The 26,307-nt window shown below is 51.4% G+C and carries 20 protein-coding genes and 1 pseudogene; 16 read left to right on the top strand and 5 right to left on the bottom strand.

What is annotated here, in order from left to right; genetic code table 11:
- The first annotated feature begins 201 nt into the window (after window positions 1–201).
- From NDI52_RS18320 to NDI52_RS18305, 4 genes are all read left to right on the top strand, one after another.
- Window positions 202–996, top strand: a complete 795-nt coding sequence (locus tag NDI52_RS18320; protein WP_190770370.1) for a glutathione S-transferase family protein — start codon at window positions 202–204, stop codon at window positions 994–996.
- Between the two features lie 436 nt (window positions 997–1,432).
- A complete protein-coding gene (ispG, locus tag NDI52_RS18315) occupies window positions 1,433–2,656 on the top strand; it encodes a (E)-4-hydroxy-3-methylbut-2-enyl-diphosphate synthase (RefSeq protein WP_190770428.1) in 1,224 nt (407 codons plus the stop codon).
- Between the two features lie 246 nt (window positions 2,657–2,902).
- The gene (gene ctpC / locus NDI52_RS18310; protein WP_190770369.1) at window positions 2,903–4,195 is read left to right on the top strand and encodes a carboxyl-terminal processing protease CtpC; all 1,293 of its coding nucleotides are present in this window, start codon (window positions 2,903–2,905) and stop codon (window positions 4,193–4,195) included.
- 260 nt (window positions 4,196–4,455) lie between these two features.
- The gene (locus tag NDI52_RS18305; protein WP_190770368.1) at window positions 4,456–7,362 is read left to right on the top strand and encodes a glycerol-3-phosphate acyltransferase; all 2,907 of its coding nucleotides are present in this window, start codon (window positions 4,456–4,458) and stop codon (window positions 7,360–7,362) included.
- A gap of 297 nt (window positions 7,363–7,659) precedes the next feature.
- Here NDI52_RS18305 and NDI52_RS18300 read toward each other — a convergent pair whose 3' ends face one another.
- Window positions 7,660–8,376 carry an SDR family oxidoreductase gene (locus NDI52_RS18300; RefSeq protein ID WP_190770427.1) on the bottom strand — a complete coding sequence of 239 codons (717 nt, stop codon included), beginning with the start codon at window positions 8,374–8,376 and terminating at the stop codon, window positions 7,660–7,662.
- Window positions 8,377–8,544: 168 nt separating this feature from the next.
- Between NDI52_RS18300 and NDI52_RS18295 the strand changes: the two genes are divergently transcribed.
- The 3 genes from NDI52_RS18295 to NDI52_RS18285 all read left to right on the top strand — a co-directional run bounded on the left by NDI52_RS18295 (window position 8,545) and on the right by NDI52_RS18285 (window position 11,157).
- On the top strand, window positions 8,545–8,856 hold the full coding sequence (locus tag NDI52_RS18295; protein ID WP_190770367.1) for a hypothetical protein: 312 nt from the start codon (window positions 8,545–8,547) through the stop codon (window positions 8,854–8,856).
- 433 nt (window positions 8,857–9,289) lie between these two features.
- The gene (locus NDI52_RS18290) at window positions 9,290–9,817 is read left to right on the top strand and encodes a pentapeptide repeat-containing protein (protein ID WP_242035989.1); all 528 of its coding nucleotides are present in this window, start codon (window positions 9,290–9,292) and stop codon (window positions 9,815–9,817) included.
- A 323-nt stretch (window positions 9,818–10,140) separates the two neighbouring features.
- Window positions 10,141–11,157, top strand: coding sequence for a ligase-associated DNA damage response exonuclease (locus NDI52_RS18285; RefSeq protein ID WP_190770366.1), 1,017 nt, complete (start codon window positions 10,141–10,143; stop codon window positions 11,155–11,157).
- 143 nt (window positions 11,158–11,300) lie between these two features.
- Here NDI52_RS18285 and NDI52_RS18280 read toward each other — a convergent pair whose 3' ends face one another.
- Window positions 11,301–12,104, bottom strand: coding sequence for a class I SAM-dependent methyltransferase (locus NDI52_RS18280; protein WP_190770365.1), 804 nt, complete (start codon window positions 12,102–12,104; stop codon window positions 11,301–11,303).
- Window positions 12,105–12,775: 671 nt separating this feature from the next.
- On the opposite strand from NDI52_RS18280, the gene NDI52_RS18275 reads away from it, so the two are divergent.
- Together NDI52_RS18275 and NDI52_RS18270 are read left to right on the top strand one after the other, a co-directional pair.
- Window positions 12,776–13,495, top strand: a complete 720-nt coding sequence (locus tag NDI52_RS18275; protein WP_190770364.1) for a MotA/TolQ/ExbB proton channel family protein — start codon at window positions 12,776–12,778, stop codon at window positions 13,493–13,495.
- Window positions 13,496–13,541: 46 nt separating this feature from the next.
- A complete protein-coding gene (locus NDI52_RS18270; RefSeq protein ID WP_190770363.1) occupies window positions 13,542–14,204 on the top strand; it encodes a biopolymer transporter ExbD in 663 nt (220 codons plus the stop codon).
- Window positions 14,205–14,586: 382 nt separating this feature from the next.
- On the opposite strand, the gene NDI52_RS18265 is transcribed toward NDI52_RS18270, so the two are convergent.
- The 3 genes from NDI52_RS18265 to infC form a co-directional block, all read right to left on the bottom strand.
- Window positions 14,587–15,075, bottom strand: coding sequence for a cyclic nucleotide-binding domain-containing protein (locus tag NDI52_RS18265; RefSeq protein WP_190770362.1), 489 nt, complete (start codon window positions 15,073–15,075; stop codon window positions 14,587–14,589).
- A gap of 57 nt (window positions 15,076–15,132) precedes the next feature.
- Entirely contained in the window at window positions 15,133–18,162 is a 3,030-nt protein-coding gene (locus NDI52_RS18260; protein WP_190770361.1) for a HEAT repeat domain-containing protein, read from the bottom strand.
- 893 nt (window positions 18,163–19,055) lie between these two features.
- Window positions 19,056–19,595: a translation initiation factor IF-3 gene (infC, locus tag NDI52_RS18255; RefSeq protein WP_190773432.1), complete on the bottom strand. Its 540-nt coding sequence runs from the start codon at window positions 19,593–19,595 to the stop codon at window positions 19,056–19,058.
- A gap of 327 nt (window positions 19,596–19,922) precedes the next feature.
- Here infC and NDI52_RS18250 point away from each other — a divergent pair, with 327 nt between their 5' ends.
- The 7 genes and pseudogenes from NDI52_RS18250 to NDI52_RS18220 form a co-directional block, all read left to right on the top strand.
- Window positions 19,923–20,603, top strand: a complete 681-nt coding sequence (locus tag NDI52_RS18250; RefSeq protein WP_190773433.1) for a ComF family protein — start codon at window positions 19,923–19,925, stop codon at window positions 20,601–20,603.
- A 456-nt stretch (window positions 20,604–21,059) separates the two neighbouring features.
- Entirely contained in the window at window positions 21,060–21,788 is a 729-nt protein-coding gene (pgl, locus tag NDI52_RS18245) for a 6-phosphogluconolactonase (RefSeq protein WP_190773434.1), read from the top strand.
- A gap of 225 nt (window positions 21,789–22,013) precedes the next feature.
- Window positions 22,014–22,772, top strand: coding sequence for an FHA domain-containing protein (locus NDI52_RS18240; RefSeq protein ID WP_190773435.1), 759 nt, complete (start codon window positions 22,014–22,016; stop codon window positions 22,770–22,772).
- 69 nt (window positions 22,773–22,841) lie between these two features.
- The gene (locus tag NDI52_RS18235; RefSeq protein ID WP_190773436.1) at window positions 22,842–24,389 is read left to right on the top strand and encodes a protein kinase; all 1,548 of its coding nucleotides are present in this window, start codon (window positions 22,842–22,844) and stop codon (window positions 24,387–24,389) included.
- 83 nt (window positions 24,390–24,472) lie between these two features.
- Window positions 24,473–25,210, top strand: a complete 738-nt coding sequence (locus tag NDI52_RS18230) for a M50 family metallopeptidase (RefSeq protein ID WP_190773439.1) — start codon at window positions 24,473–24,475, stop codon at window positions 25,208–25,210.
- A 372-nt stretch (window positions 25,211–25,582) separates the two neighbouring features.
- Window positions 25,583–25,900: a hypothetical protein gene (locus NDI52_RS18225; protein WP_190773437.1), complete on the top strand. Its 318-nt coding sequence runs from the start codon at window positions 25,583–25,585 to the stop codon at window positions 25,898–25,900.
- Between the two features lie 72 nt (window positions 25,901–25,972).
- Window positions 25,973–26,089 (top strand): annotated as a pseudogene (locus NDI52_RS18220) (DUF167 domain-containing protein); the annotation flags it as partial.
- Window positions 26,090–26,307: the final 218 nt, after the last annotated feature.

Below are 26,307 nucleotides of genomic sequence, written 5' to 3'. Positions count from 1 at the left end.
AAAAGGCTCAGAATGTCAGGTATATAGCTGGGTTTCTTGAAAAACATTCAGTAGACTGAATCCTGGATTGGCCTTTCACGGTGTTTGAAAGTCAATTTTTTATGGGTGTATCCATGAAAAGTTCTCCTTCCAGGAGCTTTCATCCATCTCCTGAAAATTCATTGGCTATTCCCGGCTTCCTGTTGCTTACGGAGACCAAACATGTTGGAACTCTATCAATTTGAACTGTCGCACTATTGCGAAAAAATCCGCTTGATCCTGGATTACAAGGGTCTGCCCTATCGCAAAGTAGAAGTGACACCGGGCATCGGGCAACTGGAGGTATTTCGGATGTCAGGGCAGCGGCAGGTGCCCGTGCTGAAAGATGGGTCCGAAGTAATTGCAGATTCGACGGCGATCGCCGAGTACCTGGAACGTAAGTATCCCGATCGCCCGATCATCCCCACCGAGCCTAAACTTCGGGGGCTGACCATCTTGATGGAACAGTGGGCCGACGAATCTGTCGGTCTCAACGCCCGCAAATGCATGTTGGGCGCTATGGGTAAGGATGTCAGTTTTCGGCAAGCGTTCCTACCCAAGGAAACTCCTGATCTTCTGAAAACTGTACTGGGTTCTGTGCCCAATGAAGTATTTGGGGTGCTCGGATTAGGTGCTGGCCTGTCGCCCGATGCCTCAAAAACGGCGTTGGATGCTATGAAGCGCGACTTAACAGCCCTCTGTTTCATCCTGGATCAGCAACCCTTCCTGGTCACAGACCATCCCACCCTGGCAGACTTCGCCGTAGCGGCTCTCACGATGTACGTCAAATTTCCCAGCGGCGACTATTTAGATTTACCCGATGGCTTAAAAGGGAAAGGCGTTCCTGGAATTGCAGATGTAGGTACTTTTGAACCTTTCTTTAAATGGCGAGATTCTCTGTACGCCAGTGTTCGAAAAGCATCCGCGACACCCGCTGCGGGCAGCGGTAGCGGCCCTACTTCTATCAACATTGAGTAACGTTTCTTCACTCATATTCTGGGCTAGAAGTCGCAGTTCTTCAAGAACTGCGACTTCTGGTATTGACCATGTTGAGCAAGCTTTGGCTGCCCATAAATAACCTCAGTTCGGGATAAGCTGAAGTGCTCATTTTGGCGTACGCTTTGCGCACGCCAAAATGAGCGTTTTCGAGTGCCGCGCAACGCGCGGCACTCGAAAACGCCCTTAACCCGAACTCAGGTTAAATAATCTTCAAGGTCATCCAGCTTCAGCAATTCTCGGCTTTGATGCTCGAAAACCGCGCGCCAGAGGCGCGCGGTTTTCGGGCCTAATTTCAAAATGAGAATTGCTGATCCAGCATACCAATTGCACCGAATGCGTCCAATCTGTGGCACTCTGGAACATGAGTAACGAAAGTTACGGTAGTTGTCCTCCATCTCCTGAAATAGCCCAGGGTATGCAAACGCTTTCTAACCCGCCTGCTAACGCCACCCCCGAAACGACGGGAGTTGACACCTCAATTGTTCGCCGTAAGACTCGCGCCGTCCCTGTAGGGGATCTCTTCATCGGCGGCGGGTATCCTGTGGCGGTACAGTCCATGATTAATGAAGACACGCTGGATATTGAGGGGTCGGTAGCGGCCATCCGACGGCTGCATGAGATTGGCTGTGAAATCGTGCGGGTAACGGTACCCAGCATGGCTCACGCTAAGGCCATGGAAGAAATTCGCGATCGCCTCATCAAAACCTACAAACCCGTGCCTCTAGTGGCCGACGTGCACCACAACGGCATGAAGATCGCCCTGGAAGTGGCAAACTATGTCGATAACGTGCGGATCAACCCCGGTCTGTATGTGTTTGAGAAGCCGAAGAGCGATCGCACCGAATACACCGAAGCCGAATTTAACGAAATCGGCGAAAAAATTCGCGAAACCCTCGAACCCCTGGTCGTCAAACTACGTGACCAAAACAAATCCATGCGGATTGGGGTGAACCACGGCTCTTTGGCTGAGCGGATGCTCTTCACCTACGGCGACACACCCGAAGGCATGGTGGAATCAGCCCTGGAATTTATTCGCATCTGCGAATCTCTCAACTTCTACAACATTGAACTTTCCCTCAAGGCTTCCCGCGTACCCGTCATGATCGCGGCAAACCGCCTGATGGTGAAGCGGATGGATGAACTGGGGATGGACTATCCCCTTCACCTTGGGGTAACGGAAGCTGGAGATGGTGAATATGGCCGGATCAAATCCACGGCTGGCATTGGAACCCTGCTAGCTGAGGGCATTGGCGACACTATTCGCGTTTCTTTGACAGAAGCTCCTGAAAAAGAGATTCCTGTTTGCTATAGCATTCTGCAAGCGCTGGGCCTGCGGCGTACCATGGTTGAGTATGTTGCCTGCCCTTCCTGCGGACGTACCCTCTTCAACCTTGAAGAAGTCCTCCACAAAGTACGAGAAGCCACCAATCACCTGACTGGGCTGAACATTGCCGTCATGGGCTGCATTGTGAATGGTCCTGGTGAAATGGCCGACGCTGACTATGGATATGTGGGCAAACAACTTGGCTACATTTCCCTGTATCGTGGCCGCGAAGAAATCAAGCGCGTTCCAGAAACAGAAGGCGTGCAGGAGTTGATTAATTTGATTAAAGCTGACGGTCGTTGGGTAGAGCCTTAAGGTACAAGAAGAAAAGGTAGAAAAGGTAAGAAACGGAGGGCAGAAAGCAGAAGGAACTTCCTGATGTATGACTGCCCTTGTTGTTTATAAAAACAGCATTAGGGAGGCTCTAATTTTTTCTTCCTTGACCCTGTTTTCCCTTCTGCCTTCTGCCTTCTATCCTTCTGCCCTATCCCCCCTCACCCCTAGCCAAGGTCTGTGCTAGATTGGGCGTACCTCCTAGCAACATCATCATTTAGGAACACTATGGCAATCACCAAGCGCGGACTTGTCTTAGGCGCAACGGCAGTCGCCGTCACCGCAGTGACCGTCACCAATGCGGGGCTGCACTTGTCACGGGGGCAAGCATTTTTTCAAGAAAGCCCGAAAGAGCTGATTGACGAAGTCTGGCAGCTGATTGATCGCACCTATGTCGATGCCACTTTTAACCAGGTAGACTGGGTTTCGATTCGGGAGGAGTATTTAGGCCGTGAATACACGGATCGGGAAGAGGCTTACACTGCCATCCGTGAGATGCTGGAGAAGCTGGAAGACCCCTACACTCGCTTCATGGATCCTGGGGAATTCCGGGATATGCAAATCGATACTTCCGGTGAGCTGACTGGGGTTGGTATCCAAATCAGCCAGGACGAAGAAACGAAGAATATTGTTGTTGTATCCCCCATCGAGGGAACCCCTGCTGCAGAAGCCGGTATTCTCTCTCAGGACGTTATTACAGCCATCGATGGCGAAAGCACGGAGGGCATGGATGTTAATGATGCGGTTTCTCGGATTCGGGGGCCTGTAGGGTCTAGCGTTACCCTCAGCGTCCGTCGAGGCGAAGAGGAACTCAACTACGAGCTGCGTCGAACCCGGATTGAAATCCACCCGGTGCGCTACAACGTCCAAAATTCTCCCTCTGGCCCCGTTGGTTACATTCGTCTGAATCAGTTCAGCGCCAACTCCGATGAGGAAATGGAAACAGCAATTCGTGATCTGGAAGGCAAAAATGTTTCAGGTTACGTTCTGGATCTGCGCTCCAACCCTGGTGGTCTCCTAGATGCCAGTATCTCCATTGCTCGGATGTGGCTGAATGAGGGTGTCATTGTCTCAACTGTGAATCGCCAGGGAATTTCCGATTCTCAGCAAGCGAACGGCACAGCTATAACCGATAAACCTCTCGTAATCTTGGTGGATGGTGGTTCTGCAAGTGCCAGTGAAATTCTCTCCGGAGCCCTACAGGACAACGATCGAGCTATTTTGGTGGGGACTCAAACCTTCGGTAAAGGGCTAGTGCAATCAGTACGGGGTTTGGGAGACGGTTCTGGAATTGCTATTACCGTGGCGAAGTACCTCACTCCCAGTGGTCGTGATATTAACCATGAAGGCATTGCCCCCGATGTCACTATTGAGTTGACAGAGGAGCAGCGAGAGGCTTTGAGCCGTAATCAGAACCAGATTGGAACGCCTGATGATCCTCAGTACTCCCGAGCCCTGGAAATTTTGGAGCAAGACATTGCAGGGACATTTCAACGTCCCACGGCTTCAGCACAACCTTAATCCTTCTTAAAAAGAGGGGGCAACGGCCCCCTCTCTTTTTTGTCCTCACAGACGGCTCTGAGTTCGGGTTAAGGGCTTTTTCGAGGGGCACGCAAAGCGCCCCTCGAAAAAGCCCATTTTGTAGTGCGTGAAGCGCACTACAAAATGGGCTTTTGAGCTTATCCCGAATTGAGGTTATACAACATGCGAAGTTCGTATCACATATCGAAGTTTTGAAATACCCTGAAAACTAGACACGGCGAGTTACAGGGAGCTGAGCCATGACATTGCCAACCTGGTGGGCGGTGCTCATTCTTTTGGTGGGATGTCCGATTGTGGGCGGGCTACCGCTGATTGCCTGGATAACCCGAGTGGTTGCCCGTAAGCAGTTGCGAGAATTGGGTACGGGCAATGTAACGGTATCGGCAGCTTTTTACCATGGCGGCAAGGTGGCGGGCATTCTGGCGGTATTGTCAGAGGCCATTAAGGGGCTTGCGGTGGTTGCCTACGCCCGGTGGCAATTTCCCACAGAGCCATCTCTGGAAATCGTGGCTCTGATTTTGCTGGTACTTGGACGCTACTTCTTTGGCCGAGGAGCAGGAACCACGAATGTAACCTGGGGCTTTATTGCTCATGATTGGGTAACTGCAGCACTAACGGCTCTGATTGGTGGAGTGAGCTTTACAATTTTGCGAGAACGGCAAACCGGAAAATATAGCATTCTGGTGCTCTTGCCCATTTTGACCGCTTTACGGCATCCTCATGATGGCGTAAGGGTTATGGCAGTAACGAGTCTGAGCCTGGTCATGGCTCTGATTTATCGAACCATTCCGGACGATCTGGATCTATCGGCAAGTGCAGCGGAGTCGGAGTCTAAGCGGATGTTCAAATTTTTTCGGGGCGATCGCGCGCTCATTTCCCTCGATTATCGTCTGGAGGCGGCTAAAGTCGGAGCTAAAGCCGCTACTCTTTCTACCCTAAAAGCCTGGGGTTATCCTGTGCCACCGGGATGGGTGCTACCCCCAGGCGATGACCCTGCACCACTTCTACAAACAGCCCACCCTTCCCCTGAAGCGCCTTTAGTGGTGCGATCCTCTGCCCTGGGTGAAGACTCGATCGCAGCGTCTGCTGCTGGACAGTACGAATCGTTTTTGGATATTACCAGTCAACCCGCCTTGGAGCAGGCCATCCTTCGTTGCCAGGGCTCCTATAACCTACCCGCTGCGGTGCAATATCGACAGCGACAGGGAGTTCTTGAGGAAGGGATGGCGGTTTTAGTGCAACAGCAGGTTCAGGGCGTTTTTTCGGGGGTAGCCTTTAGTCGGGATCCCATTGCTCGTCAGGGGGATGCGGTGGTAATTGAGGCGCTTCCGGGAGGAGCCAGCCAGGTAGTATCTGGCCGCGTGACCCCTGAACAGTACAAAGTTTGGCTGACGGATGACGTTTTACAGGGAGATTGGCAGCTACCCGATACCCTCACTCTGGATATTGAGGGCCAGGGCAACATCCCGCCCCGATTAATTCAACAGGTGGCTTACCTGGCGCGGCATTTGGAGCGGCGCTTTTATGGGATTCCTCAGGACATTGAATGGAGCTATGACGGGCAGATTTTGTGGTTGTTGCAGTCTCGCCCCATCACCACACTCCTCCCGATCTGGACTCGGAAAATTGCGGCTGAGGTTATCCCCGGCTTCATTCACCCGCTGACCTGGTCGATTAATCGACCGCTCACCTGTGGTGTGTGGGGGCAAATTTTTACCATAGTGTTGGGCGATCGCACCCACAACCTCGATTTCACCGAAACAGCCACGCTTCACAACTCTGCGGCCTACTTCAATGCCACGCTATTGGGCGATATTTTCTTACGCATGGGTTTGCCCCCGGAAAGCCTGGAATCTCTCACCCGAGGCGCGAAGTTTAGCAAACCTCCGATCCGCTCAACGTTGGGCAATATACCGGGTTTACTCCGGCTGGTAGGCCGTGAGAATGGGCTGGTGAAGGCGTTTGAGAAAGACGATCGCACCACCTTCCAACCTACTCTGGACACCCTGACTACGCAGATGCCCCAGCGGCTTGATCCGGAAGCTTTACTGGCCCGGATCGAAACCATTCTCACGGTGCTGGAACGCGTGACCTACTACAACATCCTGGCTCCTTTAGGGGTAGCAGTACGGCAGGCTATCGGTAAAACGGACCCATCCCATCTCGATAATTCCCGGCAGCCGGATGTCGCAGCTACCCGAACACTGCGGGCGATCGCCGCTAAAGCTCGCCATATCCTTCCAGCGGATGCCTTGCTACAGGATCCAAGCCAACTGCTGGAGTATTTGCGTCAGGCCCCCGAAGCCGAAGCCATTAGGCAAGAATTTAATGCTTTTCTCGTCCAGTATGGTTACTTGGGCTCGGTCGCAACAGATATAGCCATTCCTCGATGGCGCGAAGATCCTCAGGCCGTTCAGTCGTTGTTGTTACAGTTTTTGCAAAATCCGTCTGAGGAGTTAGATAGCCCCTCTGCCCATCGGAAGAGTAGCGAATTGCAGCGTCGCCTGGATTTGAAGGGCCGTGTTGCAGAAGTTTACAATCGTCTGCTGGCCGAACTGCGCTGGAGCTTTTTAGCCTTGGAAGAACAATGGGTGAAGTCAGGCTTGTTAACGCAAGCAGGAGACCTATTTTTTCTGGAATTGAGTGAAATTCGCCAGTTAATTGCTGAAAATCCGGTAGGTTTGAAAACCTCTATTTCTCAACGGATTGAAACCCGACGAGAACGGTGGGAGCGCGATCGCGCACAACCTCACGTGCCCACTCTGGTCTACGGCAATGACCCACCTGAGTTCTTCCCGACACTCATTACCCAACTTCCCCCTTCTGGGCAACTGCGTGGTATTGGAGCCAGTCCTGGCCAGATGGAGGGCACTGTGGTCATTCTTAAAAACCTGGAACAAATCCCGCCCCTCGATGCCCAAACGGTATTGGTAGTGCCCTTCACGGATGCTGGCTGGTCTCCCGTACTCGCACGGGTGGGTGGATTGATCGCGGATGTAGGCGGGCAACTCTCCCATGGGGCGATCGTGGCTCGGGAGTATCGTATCCCGGCCGTGATGAATGTCGAACAAGCTACCCAGCGGCTGCGTAATGGTCAGCAAGTGCGGATCGATGGCACTACGGGGCAGATAACCTTGCTTTCCTAATCACTGGTTTAAGGTTTTGTGCAACAACATCCGGCCTAATTTGAACCCCACGGATGCGTAGTGATCTAACGCCTCCCTTGCAAAATCTCTTTGCTGGGGAACTTGGAAACAAGGCCCGTCCTTCACTCAGAGATTTAGAGGGCTATGCGCCTTCAATTAGTCCTTTCTGACCACGAATGGCTGAATTGATAGCACCATAGTGCTATGAGGGCAGAATAGTTCATTTATAAAAAGCTGCGCTTCGCGCAGCTTTTTATAAATGAACTATTCTGCCAGATTGCCCAAGGCAATCAATGTTTAGAAGAACTGGTGGCTTTCAGGCTGAATGTTAATTTCTGCAGGAATCGCCTGAGGCTCTTGGGATAGGGCAAAGAGAATTGCATTGGCGGCAGTTTCGGGTCGCAACAGCTTGCTGCGATCGACCTTTAAGCCAGCTGTGTCCCAGAAAGGAGAATCAATACCGCCGAAGTAGAACAAGGTGAACTTAATGCCATACCGTTTCACCTCCTCAGCCATACATTTGCTGAAGCCAACAACCCCAAATTTCGAGGCACAGTAGGCCGCTCCAGTAATCATGGAGTGTTTTCCTAAAATACCTACCACATTGCAGATGTGCCCAGATTTTTGCTCCTTCATGACCTCTACAGCTGCTTGTGACGTATAAAAACACCCCTTTAGATTGAGATCCAACATGGCATCCCAATCAGACGGCCCAAGCTTGCTGTATTGCTTCAAAATAGCGGCTCCGGCGGTATTTACCAGGGCATCTACCCGACCGAACTGATCCACAGCTTTTTTCATGAGTGCGTTAGGCTGAAGAGGATCGGTGATATCAGTGGGAAGCACCTGAACGTCTTGCGCTCCCATGGCTGTCAAGGTCTGGGAAAGGGACGTCAGTCGATCGCTCTGCCTTGCCGCCAGCACTAATTTTGCTCCCGTCGGAACTAGTTTCTGACACAGAGCTGTACCAATGCCCCCCGTCGCGCCTACAACGACGACAACTTTTTCTTGCAAGGTTAACGAGCCGTGCATGATTTACAAAACTTTACGACCCTCTCATCATAAAAGTTTTTGATGAGATTTAGTCCTACGTGCGTAATAAAGGCTGTGTCTGGTGAACTTTCACTATAGAGCGGCCCATACGACTTAATCCCCACATTGCTTTATAGGAGGCTCCCCCTTATGCGACCCCAATGGGTTCAATATAAGAAACTAGAACTTATCCCGGAATGGCTTTGGGAACAGGATGATTCCGATCTCCCTCCTGTCCAGCAATGGATACGTCGAGTTCGGCGATCGCTCACCTGCCGCCTTTTGCAGGGTGACAAGCCGGCAATCTGGCAAACGTACGATCGCAACGGCCAACCCTGCTGTATGATTTACGACCCCAGCACAGGCCATACCGTCCGATTACGTTCTGATGAAGAGTTTCTAACCTGGTTTAATCGGCGGTTTTGTGAACGCCCCCAGCGCCGCAGCTGGAACCCGTTCTAGTAGCTGCATTAATAACGATAAAGAAGTTGCTCAGTATGTAAAGCAGGGTGTGTGTTGGGAAGATAGCGCTCCACAAGGCTCTTCGAAAACACATCCTGCTTTACATACTGAGCAACTTTAGCGACAGCTATTACTCTTTCAACCTGGCAAGGTATGTGAGAGGGTTGAAGTGCATTTTTAAATGCTGCGTGACGTACGGCATTTGAAAATGCTCCTAACCTAACCTCAGGCTTAGTAGAGTGCAAATATGCTCAAAAATAGAGAGGAAAGTGGCGCAAAGCGCCACTTTCCTCTCTATTTTTAGGCGTTTTGGGTGTGCAAAGTACACCCAAAACACTCGTTTTCGATCGACTGGGGTTGCTCGATATGGCGAGAGTTGCCGCTGGATTTAAATCCTGAGCGAAAGTGACATTCAAAAATGTTAACGTTTGTAATGATGTCATCCCCGTTCGTTCACACCATTATGGGTTTACTTCGCATTTTCTTTGGAATCTTCATGGCTCTGATGGTGAGCCTTAGTGGGTTTGTAGCTCCAGCAGATGCTGCCAGTTCTGCAGCAATTCGCGCTTATGACGACGTACAGCCCACCACGCAGAACTACTCGGGCCAGAACCTGGTACGGGCCGAATTTAGTGATGCCAAATTACAAGGGGTTGATTTCAGCAATGCTGATTTGACAGGCGCTGTATTCAACGGGGCCAATTTGCGAGGGGCCAATCTGCATGGTATTAACTTTAGCGATGGCATTGCCTACATTACGAACCTGGCCGAGGCCGATTTAACAGACGCCATTTTCACCTCTGCCATGATGTTGAAATCAAATTTCAAGGATGCCAACGTTACCGGGGCCGATTTTAGCTTCGCCGTAATCGATCGTGAGCAGGTTTCCCATCTTTGTAAAACGGCCAGCGGTACAAATCCCACTACAGGTGTTGATACTCGGGAGTCTTTAGGCTGTTAGAGAGATTAACTCAAACCTTTGTAGAATGAGCGTCTTACCTATTTGGAAGAGTGCAGGCGATCGCTCCATAATTTATTGTTAGCAACAACTAGAGAAGGTGGATGTTTTGCATCCGCCTTCTCTTCTTCTGGGAGTGGGCTATCAAGCTATAAATTTTTCGGGTTTCTTGAGCTAAGAACCTGGCTTGTCAGCTCCTCAGCTTACAGAATTTCAATTCAGTCTAAGATCCTAAGAGGTTGTTTGAAAGGTTAATCCGTCTGCATAGACGGATCAACCTTTCAAACAACCTTTAAACACAGCCATCTGCTGAAAGGAGCTAGCCAATGTCCCTCATTTCAGTTCAAGCTCAGGGGCTGTATTGCGAGAAGGGCGGCTTCTATATTGATCCCTGGCGTCCGGTGGAACGGGCTCTCATTACCCACGCCCACTCCGACCATGCTCGCTCAGGTTCGCAGCAGTACTTTGCCACCCATATATCTGAGGGGATTTTGCGCAAGCGGTTGGGCGATCGCACCAACCTTCAGGGGGTCGAATATGGAGAAAAACTAAAATTGGGAGATGTCTGGGTATCGTTCCACTCTGCCGGGCATGTACTGGGATCAGCCCAGCTCCGAGTGGAATCGAAGGAGGAAGTTTGGGTCATTTCAGGTGACTATAAACGTTGCGCCGATCCAACCTGTGACCCGTTTGAAGTGGTTCCCTGTGACACCTTTATTACGGAGGCTACCTTTGGTTTACCCATCTACCATTGGCAAACGGGAGCAGAGGTTGCCCAGCAAATTTATGATTGGTGGCAAGGGGATAGCGATCGCCCCTCAATTCTTTTCTGTTACGCCTTTGGTAAGGCTCAGCGGGTGCTGGGAGAGTTGCAGAGATTGAGCAACTTTCAGACGGACAGCGGAGACAATCGCCCTATCTACGTCCACGGCGCAATTCACGCCTTAACTGAAATCTATCGTGAAGTTGGCGTTGAAATGGCCCCAACCACTCCCGTTTCAGCGATGCCTCGCGACTATCGCTTTAAGGGGGATTTAATTCTGGCTCCTCCTTCAGCCCATCGTTCAGCTTGGATGAAACGCTTTCAACACCCTCAAACCGCTTTTGCATCAGGCTGGATGGCCGTACGGGGTGCCCGTCGCCGTCGCGGTTACGAGCGCGGCTTTGTTCTATCCGATCACGCCGATTGGCCCAGTCTCATTGCGACGGTTCAGCAAACAGAAGCCAAAACTGTTTACGTCACCCACGGTCAATCAGATATTTTGTCGCGCTACCTGAGCGAAACCTGCCAGATTAACGCCCAACCCCTGCGCACGCTTTTTGAAGGAGAAGGTGATATTTAAAGCAATCGAGCGGGAAGAATTCAGCTCCCCGCTCGATATAGCAATGTGCAAGTGCGTTAAGTACAGAAGCGGTGGTGTGGGGCACGAAGTGCCCCACACCACCGTACTTAATCAACCTGCACAGCGCTTTAATTGTTTGAAGTTTAACGGGCTGTATTGGGCTCGTATAGCTTCGACAACTTCAGTAAGGTATCAGCCTCTTCCATCATTCGAGGGTTGCGAATGACTTCGGTGTCATGGCAATGGGGAGAATCTTGACGCACGATCACCGAAAAGCAATCGATCAGTGCTTTCTTTGTACCCCAGTTCACGATTTCCTGGCTGATGCACCGCAAGCCGTTAGCATCTGCATGAGCCGCAACGTCTGCTGCGGTTACGCCCCCTTCACGCCAATGGATGTTTTCTTCCATCACCCCCAGCTTGGCCAGAATTTTATGGGTTTTGGAGAAGGGAGTAATGCGGCTATAAATTGGATATTCACCCAGGTTCGAGTGGTGGATAAAGGCAATCCCTGTAGGCTTCAGGATACGCTTCAACTGAGTAACGTAACCCTTGAGAATGGGAGCCTCGGCATGCACGAGGGAGTCGAAGCTGAAAATAAAATCCATCGACTCATCAGGAATCATGTCGAGGGATTTACCGTTATTAACGAAATACTTAATGTGGGTCTCATCCGCAAATCGCTCTTTGCACGCTTTGACGCAGCTTGCCGAGAGATCAACGACTGTTAACTCTTTGCAGAGATCCTTTAAAAACTGAGTCCAGCGTCCATAGCCACAGGCAATTTCCAGGATAGAGTCCGCAGGAACAAAGTCATGAATCCGGGGTAGAAGTGTTCCATACCATTGCATCCGAGCACCACCCCAGGCTGCTGACCATTCGTCTCCGCCCTGAGGCCATTTGTATTTACCATCCCAGACGCGCTTATTTTCTTCGAGTGTGGCCATGATCTGTTTTTAGGGAATTTGCTTGAGCTACAACGACTGGATTGCTAATCGAGACGTAAGCAACCGTTCGATTTTCACGAGTCGCGAGTACATTATTGCACTATATGAAGAGAACGCATCTAACCTTTTATGCTGTCACTCCTTGTAGAAAGCATTGCAAGTTGTTCGGTACGAAATTGTTGAATGACTAGACATAACCTAACGCTTTGACGAGCCAGACCCAGGGGTTTTAGGGGCTCTGGAGTTGGCGATCGCCTGACAAATCTTTATGCAATAGACTTCCTGCATGAATCGTTGCGGGGTGAAGCTGCCTAACGATTTACCCCCTCAAAACCCGAATTTATGAAGGTGTAAGGGGATTTCTGCCTAGGAATTTACCTGTGAGGTGGGTGGTTTGCTTACAGAGCAAGCAAACCACCTGCGTCAAGAGGTAATTTCATTCCTGAAAGCATCCTAATTTTGGAAGATGAGTGGCACTTTCCGGGAAAAAATTCGTCAATGTTTGAGGTGGATTTTTTGAATTGAGACGCTTCGTGCGGATAACCCGATTACCGAAGCGAAAACTAGAATTAACTGGAATACGACATAGCTACTAAAATGAGTTCGCATACTTTGATTGGGACCCCAGATTGCGATAGAGTCTGCGAGGGACGTTTGGGAGGACATGGGTTGTGAATATTGCCGAGGCATTTTCCAGAGGCGGGGTTGTAATGTACCCGCTACTGATACTGTCCTTTTTGTCGCTTTCGGTAGCGATTGAGCGAGCTTGGTTCTGGTGGAAGATGCTAACCCGCGAGCGGGAAATCGCCGGACGTGTGTTAGAAGCAGCTCGCCGGGATTGGGGTGCTGCTGCAGATATTGCCCGCCGCTCCACGGATCAGCCCATTGGTCGTTTCCTCAACTCAGCCCTCGAGCTGTATGACCCGGAGCCAGATGTTTTGAAGTTGGCTTTAGAAGCTTCTGCCGATGAGGAATTAGCTGCTATGCAACGGGGGGACAAGATCCTCGAATCGACTATTGCGATCGCTCCCCTACTCGGTCTGCTAGGTACGGTGCTAGGTCTAATCAGCTCCCTGGGAAATATTCGCCTTGGGGATATTGGTACCAGTGCGACTGAAGGTGTATCCTTTGGGATCGCCGAAGCCCTCTACTCTACTGCCACTGGTTTGATCGTCGCCTTGCTTAGCCTCGCCTTCTATCGAGTTTTCCAGGGTTTAGCTTCTGGACAGGTCAAGCTCTTTCAGAAAGCGGGCAACGAACTTGAGTTGCTTTACCGGCAAAATTGGGCCAAACGAGGCAGCGCACAAAATAATAGTGGTCACTTGCGAGTGACTTCACCTGATAGTGCCTCAGATACCCCGACTGAGGTTCAGGAGTCTATCGAACCCTGAAGCCTATTACTCCATTTACCTGCGCTGTTTATTTGGGCTCTCTTCTATGAAGGTCAAGTATCAACCGAGTGCGACGGAAGTTCGGATTGAGTTAATTCCGCTAATTGACGTTATCTTCTGCATCCTGACATTTTTTCTATTGGCGTCGGTAACACTCACCCGGCAGGCAGGGATTAATGTTGATTTACCCCGCGCGACCAGTGGCATTACTCAGATGCGGGAGATGTTACTGGTTAGCGTAGATCCTGTCGGCTTGATCTATATCGACAAAGAAGCGGTCAGTGCAGAGGAACTGCAACGGCGATTGGTGGAGTTTCGAGACGCAAATCCCGACGGGATTATGGTGCTTTACGCGTCGCGGCTAGCCAGTTACAACGATGTGGTTCAGGTGCTCGATATTCTACGTTCGGTGGGAGGCGATCGCGTTGCCTTAGCCACGCTGCCAGAAGCTCCCGGTAGTCAGGGGGGCACTGAGGGTAATCAAACTACACCTGTAGCTCCGGGTACGCTGCCTCCGGGAACAACCTTCACTCCTTTGCCAGGTGATCCCCTCGCACCCAGTGCGGCTCCATCACCCCGGTCCCAAGCTGAGCCTTCGGCTCCTCCCCAACCTCAACCTCAAGCTCAGCCTCAAAGGACACAGCCCTCTCCTCAAGGAGAGTTACCACCTGATCCACTCGATGCCGATCCCTTTGCTTTGCCCCGATAATCATGTGTCCTAAAGCCTACCGCTTTATGTAGCAGGGCTTACGCATTTGTGTTGTGGGTGGGGTGCTTCGCACCCCACCCACAACACAAATGCGCTACGGATAGCGGGCTTGCGTAAGTCCTGTGTAGGTTGATTAAGTACAAGAGGGAGTGTGTGCTGCCACACACTCCCTCTTGTACTTACAGCGCTTTGCGCTTGAATCAGCCACGGTTGTTTTTGTGAGAGCCGCGCTCAGCGCGGCTCTCACAAAAACAACCAGATTTGAAGCGTTTGAAAAGCGCTGTAATCAATTTGAATACTGTAAAAAGGGGTGGGATTAGCCCACCCCTTTTTGCTATAGGCCTTGTGACTACTGCGATATTCACCACAAGTATGGAAATTCTTATAAGCCACTTAATTTTTCGTGGATGGCTATAGGCAGCCGCTTTCCACTCGTTTCCTGAAGTTCGTTAATTTTGATGTTTTGCTCACGGATACGACGGGAAAGGAGGCGAATGATGTTGACAGCGATACCAGGAGTTTCCTCGATCGCCTCGTAGAGCTGCTGTTGAGTGAGCATCAAACACTCGCAAGCTTCAATGGTGGTAATGGAGGCAGAACGTGGTTCTGCATCGAATACTGACATTTCTCCGAAGCAGGCTCCCTTATCAAGACGAGCCAGCTCGCGATCGCCCACATGCACATGCACCCGCCCTGAAACGAGAATATAGAGCGATCGCCCCTCTTGCCCCTCGGTAAAAATGGTGTGCCGGGCTGGGAAGGACAACTCATCCATAATGGATGCCAGCCTTACCAAAAAGTCATCCCGCAATTCCTGAAAGATGGGGACGGCTCGAACAAATAGTAATCGATCAACGCTGGTCAGTAGCATAACGGCTCATTATAGTTCCCCTGATGCATAAATTCCCTCTAGATCAAGCGTTACAGACTAAATCGGGTTTAGTCCGGTCGTGTCTGTCATAGAGGGCGCAGGTTTAGCATGCCCATTTGAGGAATTGCTTCGATCAACCGCCAGCCTCAGCTTTGCCATCAGATAATTTACCTGAGCCATGACCAGGCGATCGGGGTCTTGCTGCAACAACGGGAGGAACTCTTGAAGGGAGCGAGGGGAAGCCACACTTAAGTAAGCCAGCACGGCCTCTCGAACATACCCTGTGGGATGTCGCAACCCGGCGACGGTTTGCTCTGCCGTCAGGCTCCAGCGCTGTTGCCGAGCCAGGTGGAAGCAGCAGGCCGTCACCCAGTCTGACAGGAAGTAGCGTAAATCCAACAAATGCCGCAGTCGTTGGCTAGGGGACAAGGGCTGATACTCCATGAAATCGGAGAGGCTGTCCAATTTTTCGCGATCGCTGCGCCGATCCAACACATTAAGCAAGGCCCCCTTACTCTCGATATCTAGAGTGTTGTCCAAGATCTCCAGACCTCGGGCGTTGCTTTCCCAGGAGTTGGATTGCAGGTTGAACAGAGCGGCCTGAATCGTGCTGGAAGAATAAAGAAAACGCATTAACAAGAAAATGCGCTGACGAGAATCCTCCTGGGCATCTCGCATCGCGCGCCGCCATAGTTCGGCATCATCGCCAGCAATGCGATCGGGAGCTAGATCCAGCAGGCCAGCGTAGGTATGCCCAATGAATTGCAATTCCTGGTTGATTAGAGTTTCAACCCCCTGGCGACCCAGAATGTCAGCCACCGCATCAATGCCCCGTTCTTGAGGTAGCTTCAGCAAGATGCGGAGGATCGAACGGCGGGTATGCCCCCAAGCAGCCATCAGGTGGGAGACTAGAGCTTCAATGGCCTGGGGTGTGCCAATTCGCCCCAGAGTAAGCCAGGCTTGAGAGCGCACCAGCTCTGGTTTATAGATGTCTTCGCCTAGCTTTACAAGCATGGGGATGGCATCATCTCCCAGCTTGACCAGGGCCAGCGTAGCGGCCTCACGCGTGGATTTGTAATACAGTCCCCGCAATAGAGAGGGGTAATATTCCTCCAGGCGTGTGGCAGCGATCGCCTCTAACAGCGCACAGCGCACTCGCAGCGACTCATCCTGCAACAGCGGTCGGATGTAGAGCCGCAGGGCTTGCATGTAAACCGCTTCTCCCAAGGCTCGACAACCCATCACCCGCTCCCGCTCCCGCTTATGGGTGAGCATTCGGCGTAAGGTATCGGTAGCCTCGGCCTTCTGCTGAGGATTACCCCGACGCAGCATTAATGACGCGGCGGTGCCTCGCACTTCGGGGTCAATGTCAGAGTTGAGGTAGGGGCGGAGCTGGCCGATTTCGGGGTTAGGGTCTGTCAGCCAGATGTAGCGCAGAGCCAGGGCCAGCACATCGGGTTTTAGGTCTTCAAAGAGAAGCGATCGCACCCCAGCCAAATAGATCTCGCTGGGATACTCGGCCATCGCCTCCAGGCTTTGCCGTTGCAAAGCTGGGGAGAGTTGAGGCAACATTGGGCTGAGCACATCCCCGACATTTTTGGGATCGATGTGGGTGAGCAACTCAATACAGGATTTCTTGTCAGCATCAGTCCCCCGGCCCAAGGCTTCCACAATGGCCCGTTTGAAGGTTCGCAGGTCTACATCGGAAAGACTGAGATCCCCACGGTCAGCACTTTTGACCAGCAGTTCGACGTAGCGCGATCGCAACCGCCAGACCGTAAATAACCAGATCAGGCTAAAGATCGCAATCATGCCAACAAACGCCTTGCTGACAACATCCCCATAGGCAGCTTCATCAAGACTGCCGAAGTAGCGTTTACACATCGCCAACACACCCAACATCAGCACCCCCATCAACCCTGTGGCGACGGGTTCTGCAATTCCGCGCACAAAAGATTGAATACGGCTCCGTACGGTATCGGGAACTGGCTGGAAGAGAATAGGCCCCGTGGTCGCCAATACGGTATATCGCAGCAATTCATCCAGAAACCGTAGAAGGATCACGCCGATAAACAGTTTGACGGCTCCCCCGAGGGCCAGCCCACTGACGGCAAACAGCAGGGCCGGAGACGACATGGTGACAATGAACACCCCCAAACGCTCAATCATGCGGCTTGAGGCAAACCATTGCAGCAAGAGCTCGAAGGTGCCCAGAATGGCGCTGAAGATGGCGAGAAAATCAACTAGATTATCCAGGTTTAGATTTTGTTCTAGCTGTGCCAAATATTGGTAATCCAGCAGCAGCCAGAGCACCTGAGCCATCACAAAGAACGCAATGACCAGAATGACATATCGCTGCAATGGTCCTCGAAGGCGTCGTGTTGTAAAGTCAGGCTGACGTTCCTGGAGCCGCCGTCGTGAAGAATCGGGGAAAAACTGGCGATAGGTCTGGCTCAGGTAAAACAGGATGAGAGCGCCAATTAATAGGAGTAAACAAGCTCCAAGAATAATGTTATCCAGACCAATCAGGTTGCGAAGCGGAGGCAATGAAAGACCACTGAGGACGTCGGCCACCAACACTCCACTGCTAATGAGAGGATAGGTGCGTTTAATTTCTCGAATATTAAAAAGCTGGTTGGCGGTAATGGAGGTGTTCAGCTCATTTAGTACATAGATGGCTTCCATCCATAGCCGCATGAGAAACACCGTGTAGCCCACCATCAAGGGCAAACTCAGGCCTACCCGGAACACCAGCAATGGCAGAGCCATCAATACAGCAATAATGACAATCACTCGGCGCAGGGGCAAAAACTTTTGGAGGAATGAGTAGAAGAACCCCAAAATCGTGCCAATGCCCGCACTGACGATGTAAATCCAGGGCAACGCCTCGGCCCCGTACGCATCCAGAAACTTAGCGGCAATGCTCACTTCCAGCCACAGGACCCCAATCGAGGTAGCGGTGTAGAAGGCGAACATCCAGAAGGTTCGGGCACTCTCTTCGGCCCGCAGGTTAAGCCAGCGCAGGAGGGTGCGCTCAAGCAAGGATTTTTTGTAAGTATGGGTCGGCGACCCGGTGTTGGTGTCCATGCAGTCTGGGTAATGTCCCTGCAGATGCTCTAACCCCTAATGGTGCCTCAACCTGACGATGATGGTACAAGTTTTGACTGGGTGAGCGGTAGATGTTGGCATAGAGGAAAACGAAGCAAACCCAGAGGTCAGCTCAGACCTTTAGGGTACTTTCCTCCACGTAAAGTAGGTGGGCCGGATTATACGGGTCGATTAAGTGAAAGACACCAGCGGTCAGGATGAGTTGTGGAGCAGGCTGTCATAACCATAAAAAGGGTGATAGCGATCGCCCTTTTTTGATGTTTACTATTCTTCTAACCTCATCATTCCCTTTTTACTGGCCTAAACCGACCTCAAGAAACCTGGTGTATGCCAAACCTGTATCTTTTGTGGGGTAGACTCCACAAGCATACACAGGACTTGTAAATTTTTGTTGAAGTACTGCTCAGTACAGGGCAAAAAATAAAACTACCTCTAGGACTTAGATTTTTCCGTTGGGAGGCAAAGTTCCCCAACGGAAAAATCTAAGTCCTAGGAGATTTCTGAGAAACAATATCCCCATTATTTGGAAAAAAGGCGCGGCGAAGCCGCGCCTTTTTTCCAAATAATGGGGAAGTTCTTATCTGGAAATCTCCTGAGAGGTTTTGTCTGTAGCTACGCCAGATTCTCAGCTCAAAAACAAACAACAGCGAACTGCAAAACTCCATAGCGAACGTTTTCCAGAAGGTTAGATTTGCTTTTGCAGACGTAGAGCAGAGCAAAACAAACCGCTCAATACAGCGGCTATGGTCTACCGGGTAAAGGTGAGTCAGCCCACCCTTACAGGGAACGAAGATTAGGGCATGCTTTAGAGCTGCCTGAAGGTTGTTTTTTCATGCGCGAAACGCATGAAAAAACAACTTTTAAGGCAGACTCTAACGTTTTGGAGCCAGCATCATAATCATATTTTTGCCTTCTTGCTTGGGATCTTGCTGCACTTCAGCAACAGGCTCTAAATCCGATGCCAACTTTTTTAGCAGGGTTTCGGCCAAATCCTTATGTTGGATTTCTCGGCCTCTAAAGATGACTGTCGCCTTTACCTTATCGCCCGATTTGATAAAGCGTTCAGCCCGGTTTACACAGACGTTGTAGTCGTGCTCCTCAATCTTGTAGCGCATCTTCACCTCTTTGATTTCAGAGGTATGCTGCTTCTTGCGTGCTTCCCGCGCTCGTTTTTCCTGCTCAAATTTATATTTGCCGTAGTCCATAATGCGGCAAACCGGCGGGTCGGCTTTTTCACCGCTTACAAGAACCAGGTCGAGCTCTTTCTCCTCTGCCACTCTTTGAGCATCCCTCGGGTGCATCACGCCGAGATTGGTACCGTCAACATCAATAACTCTGACTTGTGGAAAACGAATACGTTCGTTAATAGCCGGTAAATCGCGAGCTGCTTTTGTGGGTAGTGGTAATGCCATGGGAAATGTAAAACGCGTCAATCGTTTCGGTTGGGTTTGTGACCTCGGTACAGAACGTCAACAGGGCGGCCCCTGGGAAGGTAGCCCAAAGCAATAACTAAGTAAAACTATGTTAGTTCTAACCGATTCAAGCGGAACTATAGATTTGTTAAATGCCAAATCCATTAAACATCACAGGGCTGAGCCCGGTGAGTTCAAGGCAAACGTTTGGAGATTGCTGTTGATTCTGGCACTCTTCTGTCATAGCTACATCTTCCTAACGGTTGGGCTCGATTAACCGAGTTAGACCGTTACTTGGAAATCTACTATATCAATGAGACCTCCTCCATGCCGAGTTTTTCAGGGTGGACACGCTACTTCGAACCACTTGTAAATTTAGTACTCGCGAAGGACTGCCCTCTCTGCGAACGGCCAACCCAACAGGAGTTGTGCCCCAGCTGTATCAGACAGGTACAGCACTGCCAGCTCCCTACCCTCACCAGCTTCAAACAGGAAACGCCGCCTGTGTTTGCCTGGGGGCAGTATGGAGGTGCATTGAAACGGGCGATCGCCAGCCTCAAATACGAAAACCATCCCCAGCTAGCTCAACCCCTGGGGCACTGGATGGGCCGCTCCTGGAAATCCATCCAACACCCCCCCAAACTCCTGGTCGTTCCCATCCCCATGCATCCTGACAAACACCAGCAACGGGGCTTCAACCAGGCCGAACTTTTGGCTGACAGCTTTTGCCAGATCACCCGCCTCCCCCTCGAACGACGTGCCTTACTCCGCGTTCGCTCCACCCATGCGCAATTCGGCCTCTCTACAGACCAACGGAGCAAAAACTTGATGGGAGCGATGCAAGTCAATCCGCCGTGGCACTGCCCATCCAACTCAAGCGTTCTACTCCTGGACGACATCTATACCACTGGAGCTACAGCCCAAGCGGCTATCCATGCCTTCAAACAGCAAGGAATCCGAGTTTACGGCGTCATGGCTCTGGCGAGAGCCATGAAAGAAGGAACCTAGAACCTACTGTCTCTCCATGTCCTAACCATCCAAGCGATAACAATATCCAAAAACCCAAAACTGATTTTTCGAGTACTCAGTCGGTAGGCATCAATAAACATTAAAAATGATGTGCCACTCACGAACCGGATAGCACATCATATTCAGTGAGCCGAGGAACCTAAGAATAAGAACTGATCTGCATAAAGCGTACCTAAGCAGACTTATTTCCTACAGCGCATAAACCTGATCCTCTCCCACCGATGCGAAGCGCCACATTCAAGCCAATTATGGCAGGAGAGCCACGCCATAACACACCACTTTGTCCCCCAGACCCTAAGCCAAACCCTTAGAAATCGTTAATATTTCTGCGAATCCAGACGATCGCCCTTAAACCTGGGGAGAACCTCAAACCTCCGATTACCAATCCACACTCGAGGCCCTGAGGCACACCATTCCACTTTCCGGAGAAATGCTATGGATTCCGCTAAGCCCCGCCAAGTCGAAGTGTTTCCCGATCGCGAAGCCCTCGTCGCGCGATCGCTTGAATTAGTGCTACAAAGCGTCCAAGAAGCCATCGCCCGCAATGGACGCTACACTATTGCCCTGGCCGGAGGCAGCACCCCCAAACCGCTGTATGAAGCGATCGCCCAACAATCCCTCCCCTGGGAGCAGATTTATGTCTTTTGGGGCGACGAACGCTACGTTCCTCACGATCACCCCGATAGCAACGCTGGGATGGCACGCCGCGCCTGGCTCGACCACGTCCCCATTCCTGCCGAAAACATCCACCCCATGCCCACCGATGACGCCGACCCTGCTGTCGCAGCGGATCGCTATGAGCAGGAACTCAAAGCCTTTTTGGGCAACACTTCCGGCACCGTCCCAACCCTGGACATGATCCTCCTGGGTATGGGAGACGATGGACACACAGCCTCCCTCTTTCCCCATACAGAAGCGCTGGGAGTCCGCGATCGCCTGATCACAGTTGGCAACAAAGACGGTCAACCCCGCATCAGCTTCACTGTGCCTTTGATTAACCAGAGCGATCGCGTTGTATTCATGGTTTCTGGAGCTAGCAAGCATCCTGCCCTAATCCAGGTGTTTGCCCCTGAAGGAGATGCTGATCAGTACCCCTCCCGGCTCATTCAACCACAGGGTATGCTGTATTGGTTACTGGATGCAGCGGCCTGGCCCCAAGCCTAGTGCTTTGTCAATTTTTAATGTCACGTACCGGCATTAAAAACGAAATAAAAGAGAATTGTTGGTTTTTGGGGGGTATAGCCCCCCAAAAATCAGCCAATTCTAAGATGAGGGTGCCGATAGCTCAGATTTCAGCCAAAATGCATAACAGGACATTAAAAAATTGTTTCCAACACATCGGCTCGCTTAGGATGTCGTTGATGGGAACACAGCCGAGAGATTGCAACGATGATTGTCTGCCCAAACTGCAACCACCAAAACCCCGACGGAGCTATTCAGTGTGAAGCCTGCTACACACCTCTACCCACCATGATGAATTGCCCGAGTTGCGGGGCAAAGGTGCAGGCTGACGCAAGCTTTTGTGGTCAGTGTGGGTCTAATCTAAAGGGAAGCCCGGCTGTTGCACCCGATGCCAGTGCTACCATACCCCCTGCTCCCACTCCGGGTCTGGATATCCCCGATCTACCGCCTCTAGATCCCCTTGCCATGCCTGACCCGTTAGTGGCTGAAGTTGGGGTTCCTGCTGTACCTCCTGCGGCAGGAGAGGAAGTAGCGCTTCCCTCAATGCCGCCCCTATCAGGGCAAGAAGTTGTCGTACCCCCACCGCCGCCGCCACCACCACAAGTACCGGCTCCCATTACAGCGACCCAACTGCAACTTCAGACCGCTCGCCTGTTGCATGTGCAGACAGATACTTTACTTGAAATTCCAGGGCATCTTACCGTTGTTCATCTGGGCAAGCCGAACGATCGCATTCCCCCTAACATCGACGTATCAGGTTTCCCAAATTCTGAGATCGTCTCGCGCATCCATGCTGATATCCGAGTAGAGGGTGACGCCTATTACCTGGAGGACGTGGGTAGTTCCAATGGCACTTACGTCAACAACATGCCCTTGCCCATGGGGAACCGTCATCGGTTGCGTCCGGGCGATCGCCTTTCCCTCGGTAAGGGGGACAAGGTGACCTTCATTTTCCAACTATCTTAAGCTCATTTGGCCTTTACCGCCCTGGCCATCGCCCGGTCTTCTACGGTTCCTCTAGAATTGCCTTTATAAGTGAGGACGTTTCCCCTTACGCTGACCTTACCGCCCTTACCGGAGTTCTGCCCACCTCGACACTTCGATCAACCCGTTATCACCCATCTCCCCATCAGTGTGATTACCCTATCCCTCCTGCACCCGATCAAGCAAATCCCAGTACAGCTCTGGACGTTTGAAAATGAGTCTGTGATTCGTATTGGGCGATCCACCGATAATCATGTCATTCTCTACAGTGCCGTTGTTTCTCGCCATCACGTTGAGTTGCGACGAGTGGGCGCAAACTGGGAAGCTGTTAACCTCGGTACGAATGGCACCTATCTAGATGGGAAACGTATTACCCAGGTGCCCGTCTCTGACGGGTCGATCATTCGCCTGGCTCGCTCAGGGCCGAATATCAAAATTCGGTTGGGGCCTGAGGCTCTGAAGGAAGACACAGCTGCCATGCGGGCTAACCGCACTGAGACTCAACCTCGGGGTGAAAACATACTGATACCGACCGAAGTCACAGATCGTAAGACCGGTTTTCCCGGTCTGGAGCGAGGTGTGCCGCATGAGGGGGCTTCCTACTCATCGATTAGTGGCATCATTCCCGTTCCGGCGCATCTTCAAATTGACCCTGAAGCCGATTCTGATGAGCCGGCCGATCCAATTTCCATGATCCCTTCTATGGATTCTGGGGAAAGGCCTAGCTCATTCCCTGGTTTTTTTGACCAGGATTGCCCCCACTTACGGGGGGGAGACCTGTTTTGTGTTGATTGTGGTCAACCCCTGAAGGTGCTCGATACTCTGGGTAAGTATCAGTTGCTTACGGTGCTCGGTCAGAGCGACCTGAGTATTACTTATCAAGCCTGGCGTGCAGGTCGGACTGTGGCCCTTAAAACCTTAAACGAGGAGTGGCTCAAAGACCCTCAAGTGCTCGCCAGCCTGGAGCATGAAGCCGAAACCCTGCGCCATCTTCATCACGCACATCTTCCCCACCTGATTGAGTTTTTCTCCGAAGGGAAAAAGCCTGCCCTTGTGATGCAGATGATGCCCGGTCAAAATTTGCGGGATTATATTGCTGCCCATGGGCCTGTCACGGTGGAGCGGGCGATCGCCTGGATTTTCGAACTCTGCCAGATCCTTGGCTATCTCCATGACTTCACGCCTCCCGTTGCCCACCGTGATCTACGGCCTCAAAACATCATTTATAACCCTGAGCAAGACACCCTGGCTCTGGTCGACTTTGGGGTTATTAAACGGGTTATTTTGGGACGGCCCATGCTTCCCGGTTCACGCGGCTACTTTGCTCCCGAGCAAATGCAGCTCCATGCTTCCCCCGGTACTGACCTCTTCGCCCTGGCTCCGCTGCTGGCCTTCCTGATCACCGGCCATAACCCCGTTGTATTTTACGGTGATCAGGAAGGCCAACTCCGGTTCCGAGCTAGCCTGATTCCTAAACTGCCGAAGGAGATGGTGCCCATTTTGCATCGGCTGACGGAACCGACTTTAGAAAACCGTTATGGATCAGTCGAAGCTCTGGAGGCAGATTTGAAGACGGTGCCGATTAAGGTGAGATATTAAGGCAGCTCAAGTTTTGAGAAATGGTCAATTTGTTGAAGGAATCGCTAGAGTGGAAGCGATCCCTTCATTTTGGTGCGGCCTCTATGAGCGATCGCTGGAATGATTCGATGATAGGTATGGACAAAGCTCCTGATCGCGTTGGGTTGACCTGGTTGGTGTCTGCGGCGATCGTGACCGTCTTGCTCTGGCAGTTTCCCTTTGGCAACTACATTCTTTATCCCTTCAGTATTCTTGCCACCTGGTTTCATGAAATGGGGCATGGTCTGATGGCTATGCTGTTGGGGGGCAACTTTAAGCGATTGCTGATTTTTCCGAATAGCTCCGGGGTAGCTTTTCACAGTGATGTGCGAGTTTTGGGGCCTCTGGGGCGAGCGTTGGTGTCTGCGGCTGGGCCAATGGGGCCTCCGTTGGCCGGTGCGGCTTTAATCCTGGCTTCTCGCAGTCGGGCTTCGGCTCGTACGGCTCTGCTGCTGTTGGGAGGAACGTTGGTACTGTCGGCGTTGATCTGGGTGCGATCGCTCTTTGGCCTCGTGGCTATTCCTTTGATGGGGTTAGCAATTCTGGCGATCGCTCTGAGGGGTTCTCGTTGGTTGCAAGTTTTCTCCATCCAATTCTTGGGGGTACAAGCCTGTATCAGCACGTATCACCAGTTGGATTATCTCTTCACTCGTCAGGCTTTAATCGGCGGACGTTTTATGTTGTCAGATTCGGGGCAGATCGCCCAGAGTTTGCTGTTACCCTACTGGTTTTGGGGTGGACTGATGGCGATCGCCTCCTTCTTCCTGCTCTATCAAAGCTTGCGTCTTGCCTATCGCACTTAATTCTTCCCCGCAGGAAGTAAGCAGTCCAAAGTAGCTAAATGCTGCGGGTGCATCCCACTTTTGTAAGTGAGGCGGGCTAAGCCCGCCTCACTTACAAAAGTGGGTTTCCAAATCTGCAAAAGTGGGATGCACCCAATGCTGCTTGCTTAACAGGCAGCATCTGGGCTTTATAGTTATGAGTCAGCAAAAAACGCTTGGAACTGTGGACATTAGGACTTACGAATTGTGTTGTGGGTAGGGATGCGAAGCATCCCCACCCACAACACAAATTCCTGGACATAAATGAATGCGAAGTTTGTCGGATTTCCGATGAGGGGAATGGAATAGTGGGAAGAATAAGACCGTTCGGGTCGCTAGCTGAGGAATGCGTCCATGCCCCGCTCCCAACATCGCGGAATCATTCGTCCCAAGATTTCTACTATGCCCCGCCAGAAGTCGGAAGCGGCGGCTTTTCTTGATATTTATAAGTTGGTAGTTGAGAAGAAGCGGCTCCAGCAAGAGTTGGAAAGTCTAGATCAACGACGACAGCAGATTTGCGATCGCATTACCGTTCTCGATCGCCATGTTGCCCACATGGAGAACTCGGTGGATCAGATGCGGGCGGCTGAAGGTAATCCTGTCCAACCGCCCCCTGTGGTGCTTCCACCCGATCATGTGGATACCTTCGATATGCTATTTCTAGACTACTAGGGCACGTTTTACAGCTATCTGGAAGGGTTGTTTTTTCCTGCGCTTCGCGCAGGAAAAAACAACCCTTAAAACAATGCCGAGTTGATTAAGCTGTTGGCGAAAACCTATGGAGTTTCTAAGTCTAGAGTCACGATTAAGTTGGGGCAATTATCACGGCAAAAACTGGTAGAAATTGAGCAGGACTTATAACCTGCTTCACATTCTGCAGCAGACTCCAGAACCGTTGTTTTTTATCGCGAAGTGGCGAAAAAAATAATGGTTCTGGAGTCTGCTGCTAAAGCGGTACTAGATGTAATACCAAACAAATATGAAGCTGCGCCAAACTAGAAGAGTCCTCTTTGAGGTGATGGGCGATGACAGGACGTCCTTTTCAAGTCACGGTGACGGAGAGCCTGGAGCAGTTAGAG

Origin of the sequence: Leptolyngbya sp. PL-A3 (assembly GCF_039962325.1) — a bacterium.
Classification (GTDB): domain Bacteria; phylum Cyanobacteriota; class Cyanobacteriia; order Elainellales; family Elainellaceae; genus Vacuolonema.
This window is presented reverse-complemented; position numbering and strand designations above follow the sequence as displayed.